24 protein-coding genes are annotated in these 21,575 nt (G+C 45.5%); 15 read left to right on the top strand and 9 right to left on the bottom strand.

Annotated elements, in window-relative coordinates:
- The first annotated feature begins 5 nt into the window (after positions 1–5).
- The gene (locus QUA16_RS20780; RefSeq protein ID WP_333105453.1) at positions 6–293 is read left to right on the top strand and encodes a hypothetical protein; all 288 of its coding nucleotides are present in this window, start codon (positions 6–8) and stop codon (positions 291–293) included.
- A gap of 176 nt (positions 294–469) precedes the next feature.
- Here QUA16_RS20780 and QUA16_RS20775 read toward each other — a convergent pair whose 3' ends face one another.
- Positions 470–1,804 carry a tetratricopeptide repeat protein gene (locus QUA16_RS20775; RefSeq protein ID WP_333105454.1) on the bottom strand — a complete coding sequence of 445 codons (1,335 nt, stop codon included), beginning with the start codon at positions 1,802–1,804 and terminating at the stop codon, positions 470–472.
- 21 nt (positions 1,805–1,825) lie between these two features.
- Here QUA16_RS20775 and QUA16_RS20770 point away from each other — a divergent pair, with 21 nt between their 5' ends.
- The 4 genes from QUA16_RS20770 (at position 1,826) to hisC (ending at position 6,049) form a co-directional block, all read left to right on the top strand.
- The gene (locus tag QUA16_RS20770; RefSeq protein ID WP_333105455.1) at positions 1,826–3,085 is read left to right on the top strand and encodes an esterase-like activity of phytase family protein; all 1,260 of its coding nucleotides are present in this window, start codon (positions 1,826–1,828) and stop codon (positions 3,083–3,085) included.
- 177 nt (positions 3,086–3,262) lie between these two features.
- Positions 3,263–4,117, top strand: coding sequence for an alpha/beta hydrolase (locus QUA16_RS20765; protein WP_333105456.1), 855 nt, complete (start codon positions 3,263–3,265; stop codon positions 4,115–4,117).
- Positions 4,114–4,827, top strand: coding sequence for a glycerophosphodiester phosphodiesterase family protein (locus tag QUA16_RS20760; protein ID WP_333105457.1), 714 nt, complete (start codon positions 4,114–4,116; stop codon positions 4,825–4,827). The genes QUA16_RS20765 and QUA16_RS20760 overlap by 4 nt, the downstream gene beginning before the upstream one ends.
- A 175-nt stretch (positions 4,828–5,002) precedes the next feature.
- Complete coding sequence (hisC, locus tag QUA16_RS20755) at positions 5,003–6,049, top strand: histidinol-phosphate transaminase (protein ID WP_333105458.1); 1,047 nt, start codon at positions 5,003–5,005, stop codon at positions 6,047–6,049.
- A gap of 88 nt (positions 6,050–6,137) precedes the next feature.
- Here the strand turns inward: hisC and QUA16_RS20750 are convergent, their stop codons facing one another.
- The 7 genes from QUA16_RS20750 to QUA16_RS20720 all read right to left on the bottom strand — a co-directional run bounded on the left by QUA16_RS20750 (position 6,138) and on the right by QUA16_RS20720 (position 12,648).
- Entirely contained in the window at positions 6,138–6,605 is a 468-nt protein-coding gene (locus QUA16_RS20750) for a type II toxin-antitoxin system VapC family toxin (protein ID WP_333105459.1), read from the bottom strand.
- Positions 6,599–6,895: an antitoxin family protein gene (locus QUA16_RS20745; RefSeq protein ID WP_333105460.1), complete on the bottom strand. Its 297-nt coding sequence runs from the start codon at positions 6,893–6,895 to the stop codon at positions 6,599–6,601. The genes QUA16_RS20750 and QUA16_RS20745 overlap by 7 nt, the downstream gene beginning before the upstream one ends.
- A gap of 251 nt (positions 6,896–7,146) precedes the next feature.
- Positions 7,147–7,947: a class I SAM-dependent methyltransferase gene (locus QUA16_RS20740; protein ID WP_333105461.1), complete on the bottom strand. Its 801-nt coding sequence runs from the start codon at positions 7,945–7,947 to the stop codon at positions 7,147–7,149.
- A gap of 145 nt (positions 7,948–8,092) precedes the next feature.
- Positions 8,093–9,733 (bottom strand): 2-isopropylmalate synthase, encoded by a 1,641-nt coding sequence (locus QUA16_RS20735; RefSeq protein ID WP_333105462.1) that lies wholly within the window; start codon positions 9,731–9,733, stop codon positions 8,093–8,095.
- Positions 9,734–10,062: 329 nt separating this feature from the next.
- Positions 10,063–10,584 carry a LabA-like NYN domain-containing protein gene (locus QUA16_RS20730; RefSeq protein WP_006633075.1) on the bottom strand — a complete coding sequence of 174 codons (522 nt, stop codon included), beginning with the start codon at positions 10,582–10,584 and terminating at the stop codon, positions 10,063–10,065.
- 338 nt (positions 10,585–10,922) lie between these two features.
- Positions 10,923–11,573 carry a response regulator transcription factor gene (locus tag QUA16_RS20725; RefSeq protein WP_333105463.1) on the bottom strand — a complete coding sequence of 217 codons (651 nt, stop codon included), beginning with the start codon at positions 11,571–11,573 and terminating at the stop codon, positions 10,923–10,925.
- A gap of 649 nt (positions 11,574–12,222) precedes the next feature.
- The gene (locus QUA16_RS20720) at positions 12,223–12,648 is read right to left on the bottom strand and encodes a ferredoxin (RefSeq protein ID WP_333105464.1); all 426 of its coding nucleotides are present in this window, start codon (positions 12,646–12,648) and stop codon (positions 12,223–12,225) included.
- Between the two features lie 424 nt (positions 12,649–13,072).
- Here QUA16_RS20720 and groES point away from each other — a divergent pair, with 424 nt between their 5' ends.
- The 10 genes from groES to QUA16_RS20670 all read left to right on the top strand — a co-directional run bounded on the left by groES (position 13,073) and on the right by QUA16_RS20670 (position 20,913).
- Positions 13,073–13,384, top strand: a complete 312-nt coding sequence (groES, locus tag QUA16_RS20715; protein WP_332945088.1) for a co-chaperone GroES — start codon at positions 13,073–13,075, stop codon at positions 13,382–13,384.
- Between the two features lie 138 nt (positions 13,385–13,522).
- Complete coding sequence (gene groL, locus QUA16_RS20710; protein ID WP_333046934.1) at positions 13,523–15,163, top strand: chaperonin GroEL; 1,641 nt, start codon at positions 13,523–13,525, stop codon at positions 15,161–15,163.
- Positions 15,164–15,404: 241 nt separating this feature from the next.
- Positions 15,405–15,815: a hypothetical protein gene (locus tag QUA16_RS20705; protein WP_333105465.1), complete on the top strand. Its 411-nt coding sequence runs from the start codon at positions 15,405–15,407 to the stop codon at positions 15,813–15,815.
- 94 nt (positions 15,816–15,909) lie between these two features.
- A complete protein-coding gene (locus QUA16_RS20700; protein ID WP_333181316.1) occupies positions 15,910–16,281 on the top strand; it encodes a hypothetical protein in 372 nt (123 codons plus the stop codon).
- 5 nt (positions 16,282–16,286) lie between these two features.
- Positions 16,287–16,463 carry a hypothetical protein gene (locus QUA16_RS20695; RefSeq protein ID WP_333181315.1) on the top strand — a complete coding sequence of 59 codons (177 nt, stop codon included), beginning with the start codon at positions 16,287–16,289 and terminating at the stop codon, positions 16,461–16,463.
- Positions 16,464–16,493: 30 nt separating this feature from the next.
- On the top strand, positions 16,494–18,191 hold the full coding sequence (locus QUA16_RS20690; protein ID WP_333105467.1) for a DUF262 domain-containing HNH endonuclease family protein: 1,698 nt from the start codon (positions 16,494–16,496) through the stop codon (positions 18,189–18,191).
- A 179-nt stretch (positions 18,192–18,370) separates the two neighbouring features.
- Complete coding sequence (locus QUA16_RS20685) at positions 18,371–19,033, top strand: glutathione S-transferase family protein (RefSeq protein WP_333105468.1); 663 nt, start codon at positions 18,371–18,373, stop codon at positions 19,031–19,033.
- Positions 19,030–19,458 (top strand): hypothetical protein, encoded by a 429-nt coding sequence (locus tag QUA16_RS20680; protein ID WP_333105469.1) that lies wholly within the window; start codon positions 19,030–19,032, stop codon positions 19,456–19,458. Before QUA16_RS20685 ends, QUA16_RS20680 begins: the two co-directional genes overlap by 4 nt.
- Positions 19,459–20,053: 595 nt before the next feature.
- On the top strand, positions 20,054–20,365 hold the full coding sequence (locus QUA16_RS20675; protein WP_333105470.1) for a hypothetical protein: 312 nt from the start codon (positions 20,054–20,056) through the stop codon (positions 20,363–20,365).
- Between the two features lie 326 nt (positions 20,366–20,691).
- A complete protein-coding gene (locus QUA16_RS20670) occupies positions 20,692–20,913 on the top strand; it encodes a hypothetical protein (protein WP_333105471.1) in 222 nt (73 codons plus the stop codon).
- 228 nt (positions 20,914–21,141) lie between these two features.
- On the opposite strand, the gene QUA16_RS20665 is transcribed toward QUA16_RS20670, so the two are convergent.
- Entirely contained in the window at positions 21,142–21,291 is a 150-nt protein-coding gene (locus QUA16_RS20665; protein ID WP_333105472.1) for a hypothetical protein, read from the bottom strand.
- Positions 21,292–21,575 lie beyond the last annotated feature (284 nt).

Raw genomic sequence — 21,575 nt, 5'->3', positions numbered from 1 at the left:
AATCAATGGTTGAACAAGATGATTGGATTGTAACTCCAGAGACATTGGCGTGCAGCAAAAATTTCTCACCCAAGGTTCTCGCTGAAGGTGCAGAGCTCATAAATAAGACCAGGGAAAAATTTTGCAAAGATGGCTTTGTTCCCTTAACTATAGCGCAGAAGATGATGAAAGCCGAAGGAATTCAAAAACATTTAACCGTAAAAGGAACAGTATACGTGAGAAATATAGATTCTCACCAATGGTTCAGAATAGATAACGGGGTTATTCAACCCAGGGGATATATAGATATCTAAAATAAGTAGGTAGGCGCTGTAAAACGCAACTATGTAAACGATTGTAAAGTCTCCTTAGCTCTAAGCGTGGCTGACAGAGCAATGTTTACATACTGTTACATTGTTCAGTTTAATCCCGCCTACTTACTGCATTTAAATTACTCACATTGCAAATTGGCATTATTGTCGGCTGACAACTACGAAGTTCTTTGCAATTGCTTGTTAACTTTTTGAATTTTCTTAGCAAAATACTCTTGTCTGTGTCCCAATCTTTTAGCCACGTCCAACCCTTTTTGATAGGATTCCAAAGCTTTATCGTAAGCCTTCATCTCTTGATAAACTTGACCGAGATTGTCGTAAGTGTTCATCAATCCGTAGAAATTGTAAGCCCGCTCTTCTAACAGCAACTGCATTTGATAAATCCGCAAAGTCGGCTCCCATTGCTTTTGCGATCGATAAAGTAAAGCTAATTTATCCAAAGCTTCGCTAGCTTGGGCATACTGTTGAATGGGGACGGCTAAATTGTATGCTTCCTGATAGTATTGAGCTGCTAAATTGATTTGGCCTATGGTTTGATAATCGCTGGCGATCGCAATTTTGAGCGGTGGTATAGCGCTGGGATTTTGCAGGTTGACATACACTGATGCTAGTTTTTCCCTAGCTGCGATCGCCTTTAGGGGTTGTTTCGACTGCTGGTAAACATAGGCCAACTGTCTCAGAGTATCTACCTCAGTTGGAGGGGTTACAGGTTGCGGAGGCGCACCGTTTCCCGCCACAACAGCAGAATTTTGCACAGCAGAATTAGCAGCAAATAAAGCGCGGTTTTCCTGAATTAAAGTAGCCAATTCCTCATACACGGGAGCAGCTTTATCGTAACTCAACCAATTGATGTGAATAAGCCCGATCGCCTTCAAAATCTGACCTTGGGCCAATATATCTTGGTTTTGGCGCGCATTTTCGAGAATTTCTTGGTAAACTTCTACAGTCGGGCCTTTAGCGCGCACCTGCTGAAAAGCCGCAGCGAAGGCGGGTAGCAACTCAGTATTAAGCGGTACTTGGGATTTGACTTCTTTTTGAATTGCTTGCAACCGTTTAGTAATAAGCTGTAGTTCGAGGTTTTTACTGTTACTCCAAGCAACACTTCCCACCCGACTCAAAGCAGCAATTTCCGCCGCCGGGCCCAGATACCTCCGCAGCCGCAATTCTCGGAACCAAATTTCAAAAGCACCCGCGCCGTCTCCAGCTTGCAGTTTAGCCGCTGCTTCTAAGTTTAACTCTTCCAAAGCCGCTGTCAGTTCGTCCCGCTGAGTGCTGCTCAAAGATTCAGTGGCGGGAGTGAGGGGATCGGGTGTGGTAATTTCTAGAGGATTAGGAGAAAATTGATCGAGGGCTGGTGGATTAGTTTGGGCGCTAGCAATAGAACCAGCACACAGCCACAGGAAAAGCAAGCACCCAATTGGTACAGAACTTCTCATTCTAAAAATTTGGTTGCCGCGATTCGGCATTCCTTCTCGAAACATCAAGTTTTGCATATCTACAAAACGGTATAAATTATGTCACAAAGATGGCACAAAAGTAAACAATTGAACAAGAGCAACAAAATAAAAATTACCGTGCTGAGCAATTATGGGCATTTAAAGACGCTGGGCGAGCGTATTTTACGCTTATTCAGTCTAGCCCTAATTCTCTTAACTGTTTGCACAGCTTGCGCCCCCCCTCCCGCAGTTGCAAAAGACCGCTCTTTTCCAGAAATGTCCCTCGAATTTTTGGGCGAGTACGAATTGCCAAAAATGAATTTTGAAGGAGTACCAGTCGGCGGTTTGTCAGGAATTACCTACGATCCCAAAGGTATTAGTGCAGTCACTTCCAAAGCTTATCGCTTTTACGCTCTTTCCGACGACCCCAGCGAAAACGGAGAAGCGAGATTTTACAGTCTGCGACTCGACCTCACATCAAGTGACCCCGGCAATATTCGCCTGAAAAAAGTTACCGTTGACGGCGTTACATCCCTCAAAAAAGCAGACGGTGAAACCTTCTCTTGGGGTTCCATAAATCCCGAAGGCATCGCCCTTTCTCCCCGCAACTCAGTATTTGTCGCCAGCGAAGGCGTTACTCATGTGGGCATCCCTCCTTTTCTCGGAGAATTTGACCTCAAAACAGGGCAAATGCGGGGAAATTTGCCGATACCAAAGCGCTATATTCCCGATGCCAGCGATGAAAAACAGCAGCAAGGAGTGGTGGACAATTTAGGTTTTGAATCTTTAACCATCGACCCAGAAACCTTTAGTCCAGGCGGTCTAGATCCGTTTCGTTTGTTCGCAGCGACGGAAGCGCCGTTAATGCAAGATTTAGACCCCGAACAGGCAAGTAAACTCCGTATTTTACATTATGTCATCGTCGATAAAACGCCGCAATTAGTCTCAGAAAATCTTTACAATTTAGACCAAGTTCCCCTAACTATTTTGAACGGTTTAACAGAATTAGTAACTGTCGGTGGCGGTCAGATTCTGAGTTTAGAACGTTCTTTTGGGCTGTCTGGATACAGCGCTAGGATTTATCAAGTAGCGGTTGGGGCGGCTACAGATACTTCGAGAATCCAGAGTTTTAAAGGGCGAGTGGCCGTCGAACCTGTTAAGAAAAAGTTGCTGCTAGACTTAAGCGAACTCGGAATTCCGCTGTACAATTTAGAAGGGATGACCCTCGGCCCGCGCTTGCCAGATGGCAGCCAGAGTCTAGTTTTGGTCAGCGATGACAATTTTGATGAAGCGCAGAAAACTCAGTTTCTTTTATTTAGCTTGAAGGGCAAAGGTTAGGTAATAAGGGCGGGCTAGAAGCCCACCCCACCCCACAATAAGATTTATTATTTGTGAAACAGGCATCTTGCCTGTAGATCAAAACAGTACAATAAAATTCACTATTTGTGGAACAGGCATCTTGCCTGTTCATAAAAAAGTTAAATCACATTTATCCACCTATAAAACACCCTAATTATGCCAACTCGTAAGACTTTGCACTTACCAGAAATCGAACTTTCATACCTAGAATGGCAGCCCGACACAGGGAAAGAAAAATCTCCCCGTTTGCTGCTGCTGCACGGTTTAGCAGATAGTGCGTGTGTCTGGACTAACTTGGGCAATTACTTGTCCAACCGCTATCATATTGTAGCGCCAGATATGCGCGGTCACGGAGAAAGTAGCAAACCAAAAATCGGCTATACTTTTGAAAGTGCGATCGCAGATTTAGAAGCTTTGATGGCACATCTCAACTGGCCAGACGCCCACATTGTAGGACATTCTTGGACGGGAAAACTAGCACCGATTTGGGCGAGGCAAAATCCCGATCGTTTTTGCAGTATGATTTTAGTAGACCCCATCTTCATCACCAAACTGCCCGTCGCGATGAAACTCACCCTGCCCATTGTTTACCGAAAATTAGACTGTCTCAAATGTGTGGGCCCGTTTGCGACTTTATCCCAAGCAGAAGCAGCAGCCAAACAATCGGGAGAATACGCAGATTGGAGTGACTTGCAGCAAATGGTATTCCAACAGCAAATCGAAGAAAAATCAGACGGAACTTGGGGCAGTAAATTTGCGATTGCAGCCAGAAATCAGATATTTACAGAAGTGATGAAAGTTGCCGGTTTAACTGAAAATATTGATATCCCGACTTTGTTTGTACAGCCGGAAAAAGGCGTAAATCGCATGGATTGGCAAATGCAGCCCTACAAGAGATACTTGAAAAATCTTACCGTTGGCAAAGTACCGGGGAATCACTGGTCTTTTTTGACTGAACCGGAAACTTTTAATCAAACTGTGGCAGATTTTTTAGAGGGCACAAGACAGTGAATTTAGAAATTATCGCACATCGGGGATTTTCGGCGATCGCCCCGGAGAATACTTTAGCAGCTTTTGAACTGGCGATCGCCCGTGGGGCTCATTCGATCGAATTTGACATCCAGCTATCCGCCGACAACGTACCAGTGATTTTTCACGACGCAACACTGGATAGAATCACTGGAGTTTCTGGCAAAGTTAGGGAAACAACCGTGTCTCAATTGCAGACACTTAATGCGGGAAAATGGTTTAGCGATGAATTTTCACAACAAAAAATTCCTACCTTAAAAGCCGCATTAACCATACTCAAAAATGTTGACAAATTTCTTTACTTTGATGTCAAACCGCACTGCGAGTGGTCGGATGCAGATGTCGCGGATTTTGTCAATACTTTGAAGGGCGAAGAAATTCAACACAAATGCGTTATTACCTCCTTTAACGATGGATTTCTGGAACAAGTGCGGCGGCTATCTGGCGATTTGGCGATCGGACACATTGTTGCTAATCTAGAAGCATACAAAACTCAATTTGCTCAAGCTGTGGCGCATCAGGATAATTTGATTAGCAGTCTGTATCGCGTGTTGCTGGAAAACCCCGCACTAATTCAAGAAACCCGGACTCATGGAGTTGACATTGTGGCCTGGACGGTGGACGATCGAGCGGATATGCAAAAGTTAATTGATTTGGGTATAACGCGGATAGTCACTAATTGTTTGATATAATTTGTTTAACTTGATAAGCTAATCCGCATTTAAATTGCATAGTAAAATAAATTTTTCCTCTTGTGGGGTGGGCATCCTGCCCGCCCTCAACATACAAATTAAATGCACAACAGCTTATTTTGCACCATTATCAAGAACGGGCAAGATGCCCGTTCCACAAAACTCAATTATATAGATGAATTACTTTCGCAAAAGCATCCACGAAATGTCTGGCTATGTGCCGGGGGAACAGCCACCGCTAGGCACAAAAATTATTAAACTAAATTCTAATGAAAATCCCTATCCACCTTCTCCCAAAGCTTTAAAAGTGCTTCAGGAAATAGACGGAGAAATGCTGCGGCGATATCCCGATCCAACTGGCAAAGTTTTCCGCATTGCTGCTAGTAAAATTTTTGGAGTTGCTGACGATTGGATTATTGTAGGTAACGGCAGCGACGATTTATTAAACTTGATAGTTCGCGCTGTGGGCGAATCTGGGAAACAGATTGTTTGTCCCGCGCCTACCTATGTATTGTACCGCACATTGGCAGAAATTCAAGATGCAGAGTTTGTGGAAGTTCCTTATCCCGATGACTACAAGTTACCCGTCGATTTGCTAATAGCAGCCCAGGGTGCAGTGACATTTGTAGCTTCGCCAAACAGTCCATCGGGAACAGCCATATCTATGGCAGATTTGGAGAAACTGGCTAAAGAGTTATCGGGCATTCTTGTGATCGACGAAGCTTATGTAGATTTCGCAGAAGAAAATGCTTTGGACTTGACAAAAAAGTACAGGAATGTTATAGTTTTGAGGACGCTTTCCAAAGGTTATTCCCTGGCAGGATTGAGGCTGGGTTTTGGCATAGCAAATCCGGCGCTGCTGGCAGAATTAAATAAAATCAAAGACAGCTATAATGTGGATGCTTTAGCCTATGCAGTGGGGGCGGCTGCGATCGCAGATCAAGACCACAAAATAGCCAACGCCGAAAAGATTAAGGCTTCGCGAGCAAAACTAGCCGTTAGTTTCCAGGAATTAGGCTTTGAAGTTTGGCCCTCGCAAACCAACTTTTTGCTAGTTAGGCCACCAAACGGCGATGCAGAAAGGATTTATCAAACACTGAAAGTACGGGGAATATTGATTCGATACTTCAATCAGCCGCGATTAGAAGACAAATTGCGGATTAGTGTAGGTACGGAGGAACAGAATCAAATATTGGTTAAAACTTTGAAAGAAATTCTCTAAATAACGATCGCACTAAAATTAGTTTCTAGTGATGACTTTAGCCCTCTGATTTTTATGAGGACTTGCATCCTCGCTACAGACAGCTTGATTACTGATAATTATTAGGATTATCAATAGCCAACCCTGCCGACAGAGCAATATCCAGCAATCTGTTGTCCGCCGAAACAAAAATCAGTCGAGTTTCTGGCATGGATGTTAAAACAGATTGAACGCGCAAAGCAGCCGCCAATTGCACAGCATCATAAGCCCGCAGTGGATATTGAACAATCAATTCACCCGCCCTTTCAACCAGTGCCAGATCAACTTCGATAACTCTATACCGACTATTGAATTCAGAGCGAAACTTTGCAATAAGTGCAGCAACTTCCGCAGCAGTTATACCGCCTTCACGTTGTCTGCGTGCAAAAGCACTAAGAACTTCCACCCAGGTGATGCGGACTAAAAGCAGCGAGTTACCAGTCTGGGAATCCGTGAGCGTTTTTATCCAAGGGCTGCCAATTTCAACCACATATCTTTTGATGAGGGCGCTGCTATCCAAAAAATAAATGTTTACCACGGGCCACGATCCTCGATAATCATTTCTGATAGAGGCTTGCCCGGTTTTGCCCCTAACCTTTTAGCCAATTCATACACATCTTCATCAGTGACAGCCTCGACGTTATCGGGATTGTTAGGTAGTGGAGTCACCAATCCTCGGTCAACTAAAAACTGGATTGCCAATTCTGCCTGCTTTTTTGGATCATCGGGCCAGAGTTGAATCTGCACAGTTTCCCCATCATTCAATGACAAAGGAATCAGGGGACGCAAAACCCCGTTTTCGTAGACAGCAGTAATAGTTTCTGGCATAATTAGCCTCTTAATTAAATGCTTTGACTTATTGTACTTCTTTTAGAGTTTTCAGTAGGGTGCGTCAGTTGTGATTATTTTTGCTCCAAACAAACAATCTCGGAACTGACGCACCTGACAACAAATGGTGCGTCAGAATAATACTTTCGGCGCTGATTTAAAATCTCAAAACTGACGCACCCTACCACTGATATCATCAGTCATTCCCGATTCTTTAATCGAAAATCCAAAATCTAAAATCTAAAATCGTCTTACTTCGTTGCCACCACAGCCAAATTCCAAGCCAAGCGCTTCATCAAAGGCAACTTCTTCAAAAACCCATCCAACCCTTCCAATCGAGAGTATTCCGGTTTCAATCTCTCTTGTTCAATGATAATCTTTTTCCAATAACGCTCCTCATTCGGATGCACTTTTTCAATCAAATAAAAGCGCAAAAAAATCCACAGCGATGTCAGCCAAAAGGTATCATAAGCCGTCTCCGAAAACAAAGACTTGATAAAATTCACAATATTAATATCCAAAGGAGTTTCATCCTCCGTCCGCACCTCAGTAGCCATCCTGCGGTAAACATTAATCACCGGATTGTGCTTCATCGGGTCCCAAAAACAAGCTTTGCCCCCAGGCTTTAGCACGCGGTGCATTTCGCGAATCGCCTTTTCCGGTTCCGGCAAATGGTGCAGCAAATTAGAAGCATAAACAATATCAAAACTATTGTCCGGGAAATCCATAGCCATTGCATTTACAGTGCAGCCCTCTATTTTGACGCCGTTTTTCTCAGCCAATTTCAGAGCAACTTCTACCATGCCCTGAGAATAGTCCGCCGCCACACAATGCGCGCCTTTTTTAGCAAAATAAACGCTATTTTCTCCCGCGCCGCAGCCTAAATCTAACAGCCGTTTGCCTGTAATATCGCCCATTTGCTGGACGATAAATCTATTTTCTGGGGCGGTGCAAGCTTCAAAGTAATCATTAACTCGAATGCCGTCAATATCGATCGTAGATGCCCAAGCATCGTGGAATTGCCGCTCTTTTTTTAAAGTTTCGTCTTGCATTTTTTAGGGTTTGTTGTTGATAAAAAATATTGTAATTTTTAACCGCAGATGAACCGGGATTAAGGCAGATTAATTGAGATTTATCTGCTTTGATGATGGGTTCGTCTGCGGTTTGTTTCAAGAAAAATTGCTGACAATAAATTTATCAGCGCTGTGCTTTTGCAACAACTTGATTTCCGATCGGAGTTGGCTGTTCCGAGGATTTTTCCGTAGTATGCTGCAATGCCTGATACAGGCGATTTAAAGCGCTGATGTATGCTTCTGCGGACGCTACGATAATGTCGGTATTTGCTGAGTGACCGGAAAATACTTTGCCTTCGTGGCGCAAGCGAATTGTTACTTCGCCGATCGCATCTATGCCCGCTGTCACCGACTGTACAGAAAACTCGATCAACTCGTTCGGTACGTTTACCACCCGGTTAATTGCCCTGTAAATCGCATCCACAGGCCCGGTGCCGATCGCAGCATCGGTCAATTCTTCGCCCGCCGGATTCCGCACAGTGACAGTTGCTGTCGGGCGAGATTTGTCGCCGCAGGAAACTTGCACCAATTCTAAGCGGAATAATTCCGGTGCTTGGTGCACTTCGTTATTGGCGATCGCCTCTAAATCCCAATCCGTAATCTCTTTTTTCTTGTCTGCCAAATCTTTAAACTTGACAAAAGCCTTATTTAGCTCATCGTCGGCCATTTCAAAACCCAACTCTTTCAAGCGAGTGTGGAAAGCGTGGCGCCCCGACAATTTACCCAGCACGATTTGATTTTCTGTTAAGCCGATCGACTCAGCGTCCATAATCTCGTATGTCCGCTTATTTTTCAGCACTCCATCTTGGTGAATTCCCGACTCGTGAGCGAAAGCATTTGCCCCGACAATCGCCTTATTTGGCTGCACCAACATCCCCGTCAAAGTGGAAACCAAGCGCGAGGTTTTGTAAATTTGGCGCGAGTCAATATTTGTCAGTGGTTCCTCAGAATCCGCAGCCCTGCCCAAGAACGGATTATAATATTGGCGCCGCACGTAAAGCGCCATTACCAACTCTTCCAGAGCTGCATTTCCCGCCCGTTCGCCAATCCCGTTAATCGTGCATTCTAACTGTCTGGCGCCATTTTTCACAGCTTCCAAAAAGTTAGCCACAGCCAATCCTAAGTCATTGTGACCGTGAACCGAAATAATTGCGCGATCGATATTCGGCACATTTTCCTTAATTCCGCGAATCAAAGCCCCAAACTCGCTCGGAGTCGTGTAGCCTACAGTATCGGGAATATTAACAGTAGTCGCACCCGCTGCGATCGCCCGTTCTAGAACCTGATACAAAAACTCCGGTTCCGATCGACAAGCATCTTCCGGCGAAAACTCCACATCATCCACAAAAGACTTAGCGTAAGCCACCATTTCCGGCACAATTTCCAGAACCTCAGCCCGCGTCTTTTTCAGCTTATGCTCCAAGTGGATATCAGACGTAGCCAGAAACGTATGAATTCGCGAATTTACGGCGGGTTTCAGAGCCTCGGCTGCTGTTTTTATATCCTCCTTTCTCGCCCGTGCTAAACCGCAAATTGTCGGCCCATCTTCTGTACCAACCGATCGGGCTATTTTTTGGACTGCCTCAAAATCTCCCGTGCTGGTGAAAGGGAAACCCGCTTCAATCACATCCACGCCCAATCTCGCTAACTGGCGGGCAATAGTCAGCTTTTCATCCACATTCAGAGATGCACCCGGAGATTGTTCTCCGTCCCGCAAAGTCGTATCGAAAATAATAATCCGGTCTTGACTTGGTTGAGTTTTCATAGCTCTAAAAAAGTGTTTTCCTGATTTTTACTTGTCCGTTTTTCTGGGTTTTTAGCCTCCAGTCAGTCGATTTTAGATTTTAGATTTTAGATTTTAGATTTTAGATTTACTCCACAGATGAATCTGGGAACTTGAACCTTAGTCTAAAATTTTGGGCTACTGGCGGCTCCTATCGGAAAGCAAGTATGCGTTTTTGGGCGGGGGCACCAGTCCCCTGTCTCGCGCCAATAACGAATAATTAATAACCCATAACCCATAACTACTGACTAACGACTAATAACTAATGACTAATGACTACTGACTACTGACTAATGACTAATAACTACTGACTAATAATCCATCTTCTCGATATGTTCCCTAATTTCATTTAGGTCTATATACCTATCTGTAGCATTTCGTAACTCTCTCGCAATCATTCCTTCGGTTGATACCACAGTAATATGAGTATTTTTCGAGCGCAGCAGCTCGATCGCCCGCTCAAAATCCCCATCCCCGCTAAACAGCACAACTTGGTCGTACTGATCCACGGTATTAAACATATCAACCACAATCTCTATGTCTAAATTAGCCTTTTGAGAATATCTGCCCGAAGCATCGTCGTAATATTCCTTAAGAATTTTAGTGCGAACCGTGTAACCCAGACTGATCAAAGCATCTCGAAATCCCCTTTGATCTTGGGGGTCTTTCAGGCCCGTATACCAGAAAGCATTGATCAAGATGACATTCGGCTGCGAAGTTTTGAAATATTCGAGCACCCTGCGAGGATCAAAAAACCAACCGTTCTTTTGTTGAGCGTAGAACATATTGTTCCCGTCCACAAAAATAGAAAGGCGGTTCATTAAGTTTGTCATAGAAACTTAGACCTAATAATTGTAGAAAGAAGTTAATCTAAATATCACATTTTAGCAACATGGAGCTAACTGAGGCAATAGATTAGACTTCAGAAAACTCCATCTCCCCAGTATTTCATATTTTCGGCTCTACCGCCAGAGGGTTCTTTTAACCCTGCTTGCATTTGAGCGAGGGGCCCTCACAAACTATACGCCTAGTAACTCAATACCGGCTGCCGTGTCAAGGTTAATGGCGCCTTCAAACTACCGTGCCCACCGCCCTACCGCCAAGCAGGCATACGCCCAGCGCATAGCAGTAGATTTTGCTCCCCTGATTTCATAGCGCAGACTACCTCCGCTTAAGCCTTTTTGCTTTCAAGGGCCCAGCGAGCTAACTCTGTCCGGTTGTGCAGACCTGTTTTGCCCAGCATATTGCTGACGTGGCTTTCGATAGTCCGCTGGCTGACATTCATCACGTCTGCGATCTGGCGGTTTGCCATACCCTGCGCTAGCAACTGTACCACCTTTAACTCAGTGGGAGTCAATTCGACATTGCGGCGCGCCTTAATTTTTGTGCCACTCTCTATACCGGGATTTGAGTGGCGAATCAAGCGGGATGCTGCTTTCAGAGAAGATTCCACTTGGGCTACCAGTTCTTCTGGTTCAAAAGGCTTGACTATATAAACGTCAGCCCCAGTGCTCAAGCCTTTTACTCGGTCTGAACTTTGACCTTTTGCGGACAAGAAAAGAACCGGAATCCAGCTAGTGCGAGGGTCTTCTCTGATGTGTTTGACTAAAGTGTAGCCGTCCATTTCCGGCATCATCACATCGCAGATAATCAAGTCGGGAACTTCTTGTTCTAGTTTTTCCAGAGCGTCTCTGCCGTTTTCTGCTGTAATGACGTTGTAACCCCGAAACTCCAAGTAGTCCTTGACGAGCAAGATCAAGTTGGGGTCGTCGTCAACCAGCATCAGCCGTTTTTGCTCTCCTGAATTATTGTCCTTTGTCATGTTTATTCCCGCTAAAGTATCCCGCACACTTCCTTGTTTTCACTTCTGTTTTTTCGGTCAGTCCCCCGCCACCCGGCTGGGAGTGGAGGACGACGATCGACTGAAGGGATGGCGGTGAGGGAAAGCGGGGCGGGTATTACCGCTTTCCAACCTATAATCGACGGCTGTTTGTGAGTGTCTTACGACCTGGAACGCAGCCCAAACCAGTAATCGACGATCGCCCTGTCAATATCTGCCTTGATTGATTGGAGATTCCGTAACAGAGCCCAAGTTAAATATTTAATCTCGATCGGTTCAATTTCAGGTTAATGCCCCGGTTTTAAATGATACTTCTGATATAGAGAAATTTAAGCAGACTCCCTACTTACGTATTTAACTGTTTCTAGTGTAGTTTGGCAACCTGCTTAGTGTCGGCCACTGAGAAATTTTTGCACAAAATTTCACAGTTCCTCCGAGGGATTTTTTTTACTGTACCTTTTGAGAAACACCAGGAACACGGGAAGCCGCACCAGGAAGACAAGAACCTAAATACAGTTTTATTGAGCTGTAGCAGGTGCGATCGCCCGGACGCCAAACTGTCTCAAATTCTCACCCTTAACCTTAAATTTAACACTTTACCTATAACCCTGTACTTTAAACAGCGCTATACTTAAATGTTTTGCTGTGCATCAGGAGGCACAGGCAAAGGATGAGTCAAGAAAGCGTATTCTTGAACGACCTTTGAGTTGAGGAGATGTTCCTGAATAATTCTCTCAATGACGGGGGGAGTAACGTCGCGATACCACACTCCGTCTGGATAGACTACCATAATCGGGCCAGACGCGCACACTCGCAGGCAATTGGCTTTCGTGCGAAAGACGCAGGTTGGTCGAGTGGCACTTGGCTTGTCGAGCCCCAATTCTTGCAAGCGTTTTTTTAAGTAATTCCACGCCTCCAGACTGGTTTGCCGATCGCAGCACTTGGGCACGGTTTGGTCGGCACAGATAAAAATATGCCGCTCGATTTGAGCGATTCCCAGGCTTTGGACGCAAGCGCTCAAGCCTTGGCTGCAAGATTCCTCGTTATTTTCTGTCATTGTCTTCATCAATCAAAAGTAATTGGTTAGCGATCGAAAGTCATCACCACAGCCCCCACTCCCTCCCGTCTCAACGGTAGGTTTTTTACAATTCAGAAATTGAGGGCAAGCAAGAGGCAAGTTTTAAAGGCATAACCAGTCGAAATCCGGGCTTTTTCGCTTCTGGCTCTCTCCCATATCCCTCTCTCCCCCTCTCCCTCTCTCCCCCTCTCCCTCTCTCCCTCTCTCACCCTCTCCTTCCCTCCAACTCATTCTCGGTTCGGGAACCCGTACTGACAACTAAGTTGCGATCGCCCCTGACTAAAGCTAAATTAGCACTCAGGAGCCGAGAGTGCTAATATGTCAGTTGTAAGTAGTCCGCTGTTGCTTTCATCGTGACCCCTGACGACTGACTCACGACAATCTGTAATCTGGAGATTTATTTATGGCAGCAGTATCACTGAGTGTTTCTACCGTTAAACCGTTAGGCGAGCGCGTGTTCGTGAAAGTAAGCGCTAGCGAAGAAAAAACCGCCGGCGGCATCCTTCTGCCCGACACAGCTAAGGAAAAGCCCCAAGTAGGCGAAGTCGCGGCCGTGGGCCCCGGCAAGCGCAATGACGACGGCACCCGCATTGAAATGGAAGTCAAAGTCGGCGACAAAGTTCTCTACTCGAAGTACGCCGGCACCGACATCAAACTCGGCACAGACGAATACGTCTTGCTTGCAGAAAAAGACATTCTGGCGATCGTTAACTAATTAATCATTAGTCATCAGTCCTTAGTCATCAGTCATTAGTTTAAAGCGAACGCCGCCAAACAACTAATGACACGGGGCAAATGACTAAAATCCATCATCCCCAATCCAAAATCTCAAACCCTCTCATCCCCAAAAACTATGGCTAAGCGTATCATCTACAACGAAAATGCACGTCGCGCCCTCGAACGCGGTATGGACATTTTGGCCGAAGCAGTGGCCGTAACCCTCGGCCCCAAAGGCCGTAACGTGGTTCTCGAAAAGAAATTCGGAGCTCCTCAGATCGTCAATGACGGTGTTACCATCGCCAAAGAAATCGAACTAGAAGACCACGTAGAAAATACAGGCGTTGCCCTGATCCGTCAAGCAGCTTCCAAAACCAACGACGCAGCCGGCGACGGTACAACAACTGCTACCGTTTTGGCTCACGCAATGGTCAAAGAAGGTCTGCGTAACGTAGCAGCCGGCGCAAATGCGATCGCCCTCAAGCGCGGTGTTGACAAAGCAACCACGTTTTTGGTAGAAAAAATTGCCGAACACGCCAAACAAGTAGAAGATTCCAAAGCCATCGCTCAAGTCGGTTCCATCTCTGCTGGTAACGACGATGAAGTCGGTCAAATGATTGCCAACGCAATGGACAAGGTGGGCAAAGAAGGCGTGATTTCCCTGGAAGAAGGGAAGTCTATGACCACCGAATTGGAAATCACCGAAGGGATGCGCTTCGACAAAGGCTACATCTCTCCCTACTTCGTCACCGACACTGAACGGATGGAAGCGATTCTCGAAGAACCCTTCATCTTGCTGACAGACAAGAAAATTGCTCTGGTACAAGATCTAGTACCCGTGCTCGAACAAGTAGCTCGTTCCGGCCGCCCGCTGTTGATCATTGCAGAAGACATTGAGAAAGAAGCTTTAGCTACCCTCGTTGTCAACAAACTGCGCGGTGTGTTGAACGTGACTGCTGTTAAAGCACCCGGTTTTGGCGATCGACGCAAAGCCATGTTAGAAGATATCGCCGTATTGACCGGCGGTCAACTAATCACCGAAGACGCCGGTTTGAAACTGGAAAACACCAAGCTTGACATGATCGGCAAAGCCCGCCGCATCACCATCACCAAGGACAGCACCACAATTGTTGCTGAAGGTAACGAAGCCGCCGTTAAGTCCCGCTGCGAACAAATTCGCCGTCAAATGGACGAAACCGAGTCTTCCTACGACAAAGAAAAGCTGCAAGAACGTTTGGCCAAATTGGCTGGCGGCGTCGCAGTCATCAAAGTCGGCGCGGCTACCGAAACAGAAATGAAGGATCGCAAACTGCGTTTGGAAGATGCGATCAACGCAACCAAAGCTGCAGTAGAAGAAGGCATTGTTCCTGGTGGCGGTACAACTTTGGCTCACCTGACTCCTCAATTGGAAGAGTGGGCTAACAGCAGCCTGAAGGGCGAAGAATTGACCGGTGCCTTGATTGTGGCACGGGCTCTGGCTGCTCCTCTGAAGCGGATTGCTGAAAATGCTGGTTTGAATGGCGCTGTGATTGCTGAGCGCGTCAAAGAAAAGCCGTTCAACGTTGGTTTCAACGCAGCGACAAATGAGTTTGTCGATATGTTTGAAGCTGGTATCGTTGACCCCGCGAAGGTGACTCGTTCTGCTCTGCAAAATGCCGCATCTATTGCTGGTATGGTGCTGACAACCGAGTGCATCGTCGTTGACAAGCCTGAACCGAAGGATGGCGCTGCTGCTGGCGCTGGCGGCGGCATGGGCGGCGGCGACTTCGATTACTAATCGATAGTCGATCGTTTGATGGGGCGGGCTTTAGGGCCCGCCTTTTTCATAATGACCTGTCTACTGGTAATGACAGCTAATTTTTTTTAGGGTCTGACTGATATACTAAGAATGAGTGAGTATCAGTAAAGCGATCGCATCGCAAGAGGTCAGGTAAATGTCAGCCACTATCACAATTACTCCCAGTGAAATTCGGCAGATATTTCAGCCGCGCAGGTCTAGCGCTTCACAGTTGTGGGAATTGACTCAAAAAGCAAACAATTTAGCTGTAATAATTGAGGCTCGTTGGGATCAGATTCCCCCTGAAACGAGAGAATTACTCAAAATTTTTGCCTATGCCTTAATTGAACCCCATCAAGGGATTAAGGGATTTTTTATAGAAATTTTACGTCGTTTTTCTTTGGCTATTATTTTACCTTGGATTGCACTTAAAGGTGAATTTGATAGTTATGTAGCTTATAAGAATGCTTTTGACAGACTTGTTAATGCGGTTTTGAGTGGAGTTGAACGCGAAGATATGGCTTATCAAAAAGCACTATCTGAAGCAATAGAAGAGGCTTTTACTGATTGGGAAAATAGTAAAGATATGAGTGCGGAGGAAGCGTGTGAACGACTCAGGCAAATTTCGGATCAAGCTGTTAACGAACTTTGAAAAAACGCAGCAAAAACTGCTCCGCGATCGATATCGCAAAAATCCACAAGGAAAAGCGGAATTTGTCGCCCTTATTGAAAAATTTATCAAAATTTTGAGTATTGAACCTCGTCCTCGTCCACCTTTAGGACATTTGGAGCAGTGGCCTAAAGGCACTAGCCGTGATGGATGGGAATTGTGGAAATTAGAATTTAAAATGCCTCAAATTTCTAGCGGAGAAGCAGGACAAGGGCGGCTTATATATCTAATCAATTTTATTGAAAAAAAAGTGGGATTTATATGGATTTATACCCACGCCGAATTTGAAAAACGACCACCGGATAAGAATTTAAAGCTTTTATTGCTCGAAATTATGGATAATTATGAACTTTCCGATGAAAGTAAAAATTTAGACGACAGTGGAGACGATGAAACTGGAAAAGACCAAGTTGGAGAAAATAAATCAAATGACAGTCAAGGTGCATAATCAAAATGTGGCTTTTATTACTGGCATGGGCGGCGGCGATTTTGATTGCTAATCGTACTCGAGCGTTTGACGGCGCGGGATTTTCGGCTTGTTCTGTTACAGGCTTTTGGGCCTATGCCACCAAAAAGATAATTAAAATCTCTGTTCAAGCTGCTTCTACATATAATAGAAGCAGCTTTTGACAATTCAAGTAACTTGTATTATTTCCTCCTATGGCTCGTACTAATCTTTTAGATACTCGGACTACTAGCTTCGGGGACTTAATCAGCAATGGCAAAATCTATCGAGTACCGCCATTCCAACGCGATTATTCATGGACGGAGGAGAACTGGGAAGACCTCTGGCAAGATATTTTGATGCTGCACAACAACCTCAGTGTCAGTCATTATATGGGAGCGATCGTTCTGCAAAGCTCCGCTACTGCTGATAAAGAATTTACAGTCATAGATGGTCAACAGCGATTAGCAACTCTCAGCATTATTGCAGTTGCTGTTATTGAAAAAATCCGGCGGTTAGTAGAGCAAAATGTTCAGCCTGAAGCCAACCGAGAGCGGCAAGAAATTCTCAAGCGTACCTATCTGGGCGATCGAGATCCGCGTTCTCTCCGTTACTCTAGCAAACTATTTTTAAATGAAAATAATGATGATTTTTATCAAAGTAATCTGATCAATCTTAGAAAACCCTTAAATATCCGAGCGCTGTCGAAATCTAATCAACTGCTATGGCAAGCTTTTGATTACTTTTCCAAAGAATTAGAAAAACTGTCTGACATATTTCAGGATGGAGAAAAGTTAACGGCTTTTCTTGGGGATACTGTTGCTCAACGGCTACTTTTTATCCAAATTACAGTCGAAGATGAATTAAATGCTTACACTGTTTTCGAGACACTGAATGCTAGGGGGTTAGAGCTAACTTCCACCGATTTGTTGAAGAATTACCTTTTCTCACTGTTTCAAGGCCCAGACGATTTAAAAGCGGCGCAGCGACAGTGGAAGCGGATTATCAGTATGGTTCAGATGGAGGATTTTCCCGCATTTTTGCGCTACTATCTCAGTCTAAATCATTCCAGAGTGCGGCGCGAGCGCTTATTTAAGTTAGTTCGAGAATCTGTCAAAAATGCTCAACAAGCTTTTGACTTGCTTGACAAACTTGAGAATTTCAGCAGCTTATTTGTAGCTCTTGGTAATCCAAATGATGAATTCTGGCGCGATACTCCACAGAATCAACCATATATTCGCGCGCTGAAATTGTTTCGCGTCAAGCAGGTATATCCAACCCTGTTTGCTGCTTATCAGAAGTTCTCGCCTGAAGATTTTACCCGCTTGCTAAAGCTTGTAGTTGCTATTTCCTTTCGTTACAGCATCGTTAGCAGCTTGAATCCCAATGATTTAGAATTTCTTTACAATAACGCTGCGCTCGACATTACCAGCGGAAAAATAACGGGTACGCGGCAGGTTTTTGATTCACTGCGTCCGGGGTATGTTAAGGATGAAAAATTTCAGCAGGACTTTTCTTTGCTTTCTATACCTACCAAAGGTCAAAAGCGTAAATTAGTTCGTTACATTTTTTGCAATTTAGAGGCAGATGAATCTGGCATAGAAGTTAATGAAGATAGTTTTTCAATAGAGCACATTTTGCCGGAAGTACCGACTGATGAGTGGCGACAAAATTTTACTGAAATCCAGATAGAGGACATGGTTTACCGTCTTGGTAATTTAACTCTTTTGGAACCTTCTTTTAATCGCGATATTGGACAACAAAACTATCGGATTAAAGTAGAAAAATATCAGCAGAGTGTTTATGCTTTGACAAAGAACATCATGGCAGAAGATTGGACTCCCGACGCGATCGCAGCCCGTCAGAGGCATCTAGCACAGCGTGCAGTTCATATTTGGAAATCTGATTTTTAGTGATTTTTAAATCAATTGCTATCTAAGCTCGATCGCGATACAGGTAATGATGTCCTATTGTTGGAGAAGTACGATCGCTCTATTTGCGTATAAAATTGACTAAAGTCTAAATATTTTCAGCAGCGCGAGACAACTGAACCCTCAACACCTCACTCTCTCAACAACCACCCCCACCATTTATGAAACTTTACCACACCCCAATTTCCCCTAACTCCCGCCGCGTCTGGATCGCCCTCATAGAAAAAAACCTCGACTTTGAATTGGTAGAAATCCACTTGGACGGGGATCACTTACAGCCTGAGTTTGTCGCAATGAATCCTTTTCACCGCATCCCTGTTTTGGTCGATGATGACTTCACTGTCGTCGAGTCTCTAGCAATTCTTGACTATCTAGAAACGAAGTATCCCGAACCGGCAATGCTGCCAAAAGAACCGAAAGATGTGGCAGTTGTGAAAATGGTAGAACTGGTCACGGTTAACGAACTTCTACCGGGACTTAACCCACTAAGCAGTGAAAAAATGGGATGGGGAACTCCCCAAGCGCAGGAAATCGCAAAGGCTAAGGAAAAAGTCAATACTGTGCTGAAATTCTTTGAAGGCTTGTTGGACGATCGCCCTTTTTTCGCTAGCAACAGTGTCACGTTTGCCGAGTGCGTTGCCGGCACCGTCGTGCCCTTGCTATCTTGGGTTGATGTGTCCCTAGACGGTTATCCAAAAATTCAAGCTTGGTGCGATCGACTGCTTGCCCGCCCTTCATGGCAGCAAACTCAATTCACCGAGGCAGACTTGGCGGCTTTCGTCTCTCGAAGACAAAAATCTCTCGCACAATCTGAAGCCTCATGAACCAATCAACTGTCAAGCGATCGCTCTTTTTCCTAGCTGTTTTCACCTGCATCCAAATTCCCATCGCAGCAATGGGGCAGCCCGCCGCCCGATCGAACTACGAAGCAATTAACGCTAAACAGTTCCTGGGCGATCGCAAAATTACCGTCTCCAACCCCAAAGATATCGCAGCAAAACTCTTTAGCAGTGACCGAGAATCTGAAGGCGGAAAAACCGACCAAATTTCAGTTGAATATCCCACGGGAGAAACAGCAGTAATTGTGCATACAGTCATCGGTTTAGCTGACGATTCTGTTGCTGCAATGCGACACCGCATCGAACTCAGACTCAGGCAAAATAAGTGGGAAATTGTCTGGATTGGCAGACAATCGAAGTGTCAACCAAATCGCGGACACCAAAATTGGGCAAGCGGCCGCTGTCAGTAGAAAGGTCGATCGGCTTTTTGCTTAAATTTCTTCACCCCGCCTGGGTTGCGAGGAAGGAAGCTAGGACTTTACGCAACCGAGGATGAAAAACTGAGACCTAGAAAGATTTGCTACCGCTGACTCGCGACAGCAATAAGTTATTCCTGGGTTAAGCTGTTCATCATTTAAATTTTCGATTCTATCTAAGCAAGTATTGGGTTTCAACCTCTGAAATACGCATTTTAAATGCACAACAGCTTAGTCATGGAAGCAATCTGGGTTCTGCGTGGTTCCCTGGCTGCGCGACAATAACTTAAAACTATTTTCGGTGTCGATCGCTCTTTTAGTCAAAAAGAGCGATCGAACTCAGAAGTTTACTTGCACATAATTAAATTTCCCGCCGAGATGAATCCGGCCACAGGGGCTGAAATCTCAACCCAATTGCGGTTTTCTCCATTCTTATCTTTCACTAACTGGAAATTCGGTACAAGCGTTACTTGACCGTTAGCGGGTACACCGCCTTTAACAGCAGAAGTCTTGGAAGGCTCGGTGCGGATAGCTAGACCCTTCGGCGCTACGCGAGGTTCTACTTGCCGACACAGACTTACTGGGCCCGTTGCAGGTGCTGGTGCTGGTGCTGGTGCTGGTGCTGGTGCTGGTGCTGGCGCTGGTGCTGGTGCTGGCGCTGGCGCTGGTGCTGGTGCTGGTGCTGGTGCTGGCGCTGGCGCAGGTGCTGGCGCAGGTGCTGGTGCTGGTGCTGGTGCAGGTGCTGGTGCTGGTGCTGGTGCTGGTGCAGGTGCAGGTGCTGGTGCTGGTGCTGGTGCTGGTGCTGGTGCAGGTGCTGGTGCTGGTGCCGGACTTGGACGGGGTGTCGGTGCAGGTGCTGGTGCTGGTGTCGCAGCAGGCCTTGGGGAAGGAGCTTGACTAATTGTGCACGAACCTAAATTACTTTCGTCGTTGGGATATCCACTAGCGACATACCCTGTGACGGGAGCGCTAATTTGAATCCAGAGGCGACCGTCGGAGGCTTTAACAGAAGTAGCGCCTTGGGACAGCGTTACCTGAGTGTTAAGTCCTACCCCGCCCACTCTAGGGGATTTGGGGTCGGGCTTCTGGCGAACGGTCAAACCTTCTTTTGGAGTGACTTTACGGCAAAGGTTGCCAGCCTGGGCTATTTGAAACGTGGCGCTATCTTCAAAGGAAATATTTTCCGCATCTTGACTGACAGTGGATGTTGATGGGGCGGCAACACCGATGGCATTCGCCTGCAAACTTCCGGCTACGATCGCGATCGCGCCCAGCAATGCAGCGGGCTTATTCCAGCAATTCAAGTTTTTCATCCGTTCAACTCCTCACTTAACCACAATCATTATCTTAATTGCAGGTCAATATAGCAAAAAAATCGATTTGTCTTCCACAAAAAAGCTTTATGTAACTTTTTTTTACCGCAAGTCAAGTTTAATTTATATAATTTAATGTTTGGTGAGTTGAGCGAAGACACATAAAGCTGCTACGCCTATAAATGGCTCATTATGCCACAGTGGGGGAGGGGGAGAAGGTGGAAGTGTCCGAGTCGGGGAATGGCAGAGGGCAAAAGTCAACAGTTAACTGTTTAAATGCGGGACAGTTTACTAGGACTGCAAGTCATTTGTTGTGTTCGTTAAATCATTTAGCTGTCAGTTGTTGCAGTTGAGTAATATGGGGCTACATTTCATGTGAATTCTTGGCAGTTTCGAGAGCGAGATTGTGCTGGAGATAGTCCCCGATTCTGAGTGATAGGCGATTGGCGCGATCGACCCCATCGTCGTAGTGGGGCGTCACCAGCCGCATACAGTTCTTCGATCGCGCTGACATAACTCCACTGTCGATCGTACCTTACTTAAACAGGACTTACGCACTCAAGGGCGTTAAATCAAGGGTTTGAGATTGCTTCACTACTTTATATTCGGAGAGAAAATTGTAGTACGTGCGTCCACAACTATTAAAATTGTGGCAAACAGCGCAAATCGCTAGCATTGACGCGATGGCTAGCGTCAATTTGATAAAATCTTCCAAAACGGAACTTAGGATCGCGAATTAAATAACTTACAATTTTAATTGTTATTGTGGGATGGGCGTCCCGCCCGTCCTTTTTGGAC

The sequence above is a fragment of the Microcoleus sp. S13_C3 genome (assembly GCF_036700905.1).
Taxonomy (GTDB): domain Bacteria; phylum Cyanobacteriota; class Cyanobacteriia; order Cyanobacteriales; family Microcoleaceae; genus Microcoleus.
Note: the sequence above shows the minus strand (reverse complement) of the source record. Positions and strands in the feature narration are given on the sequence as shown.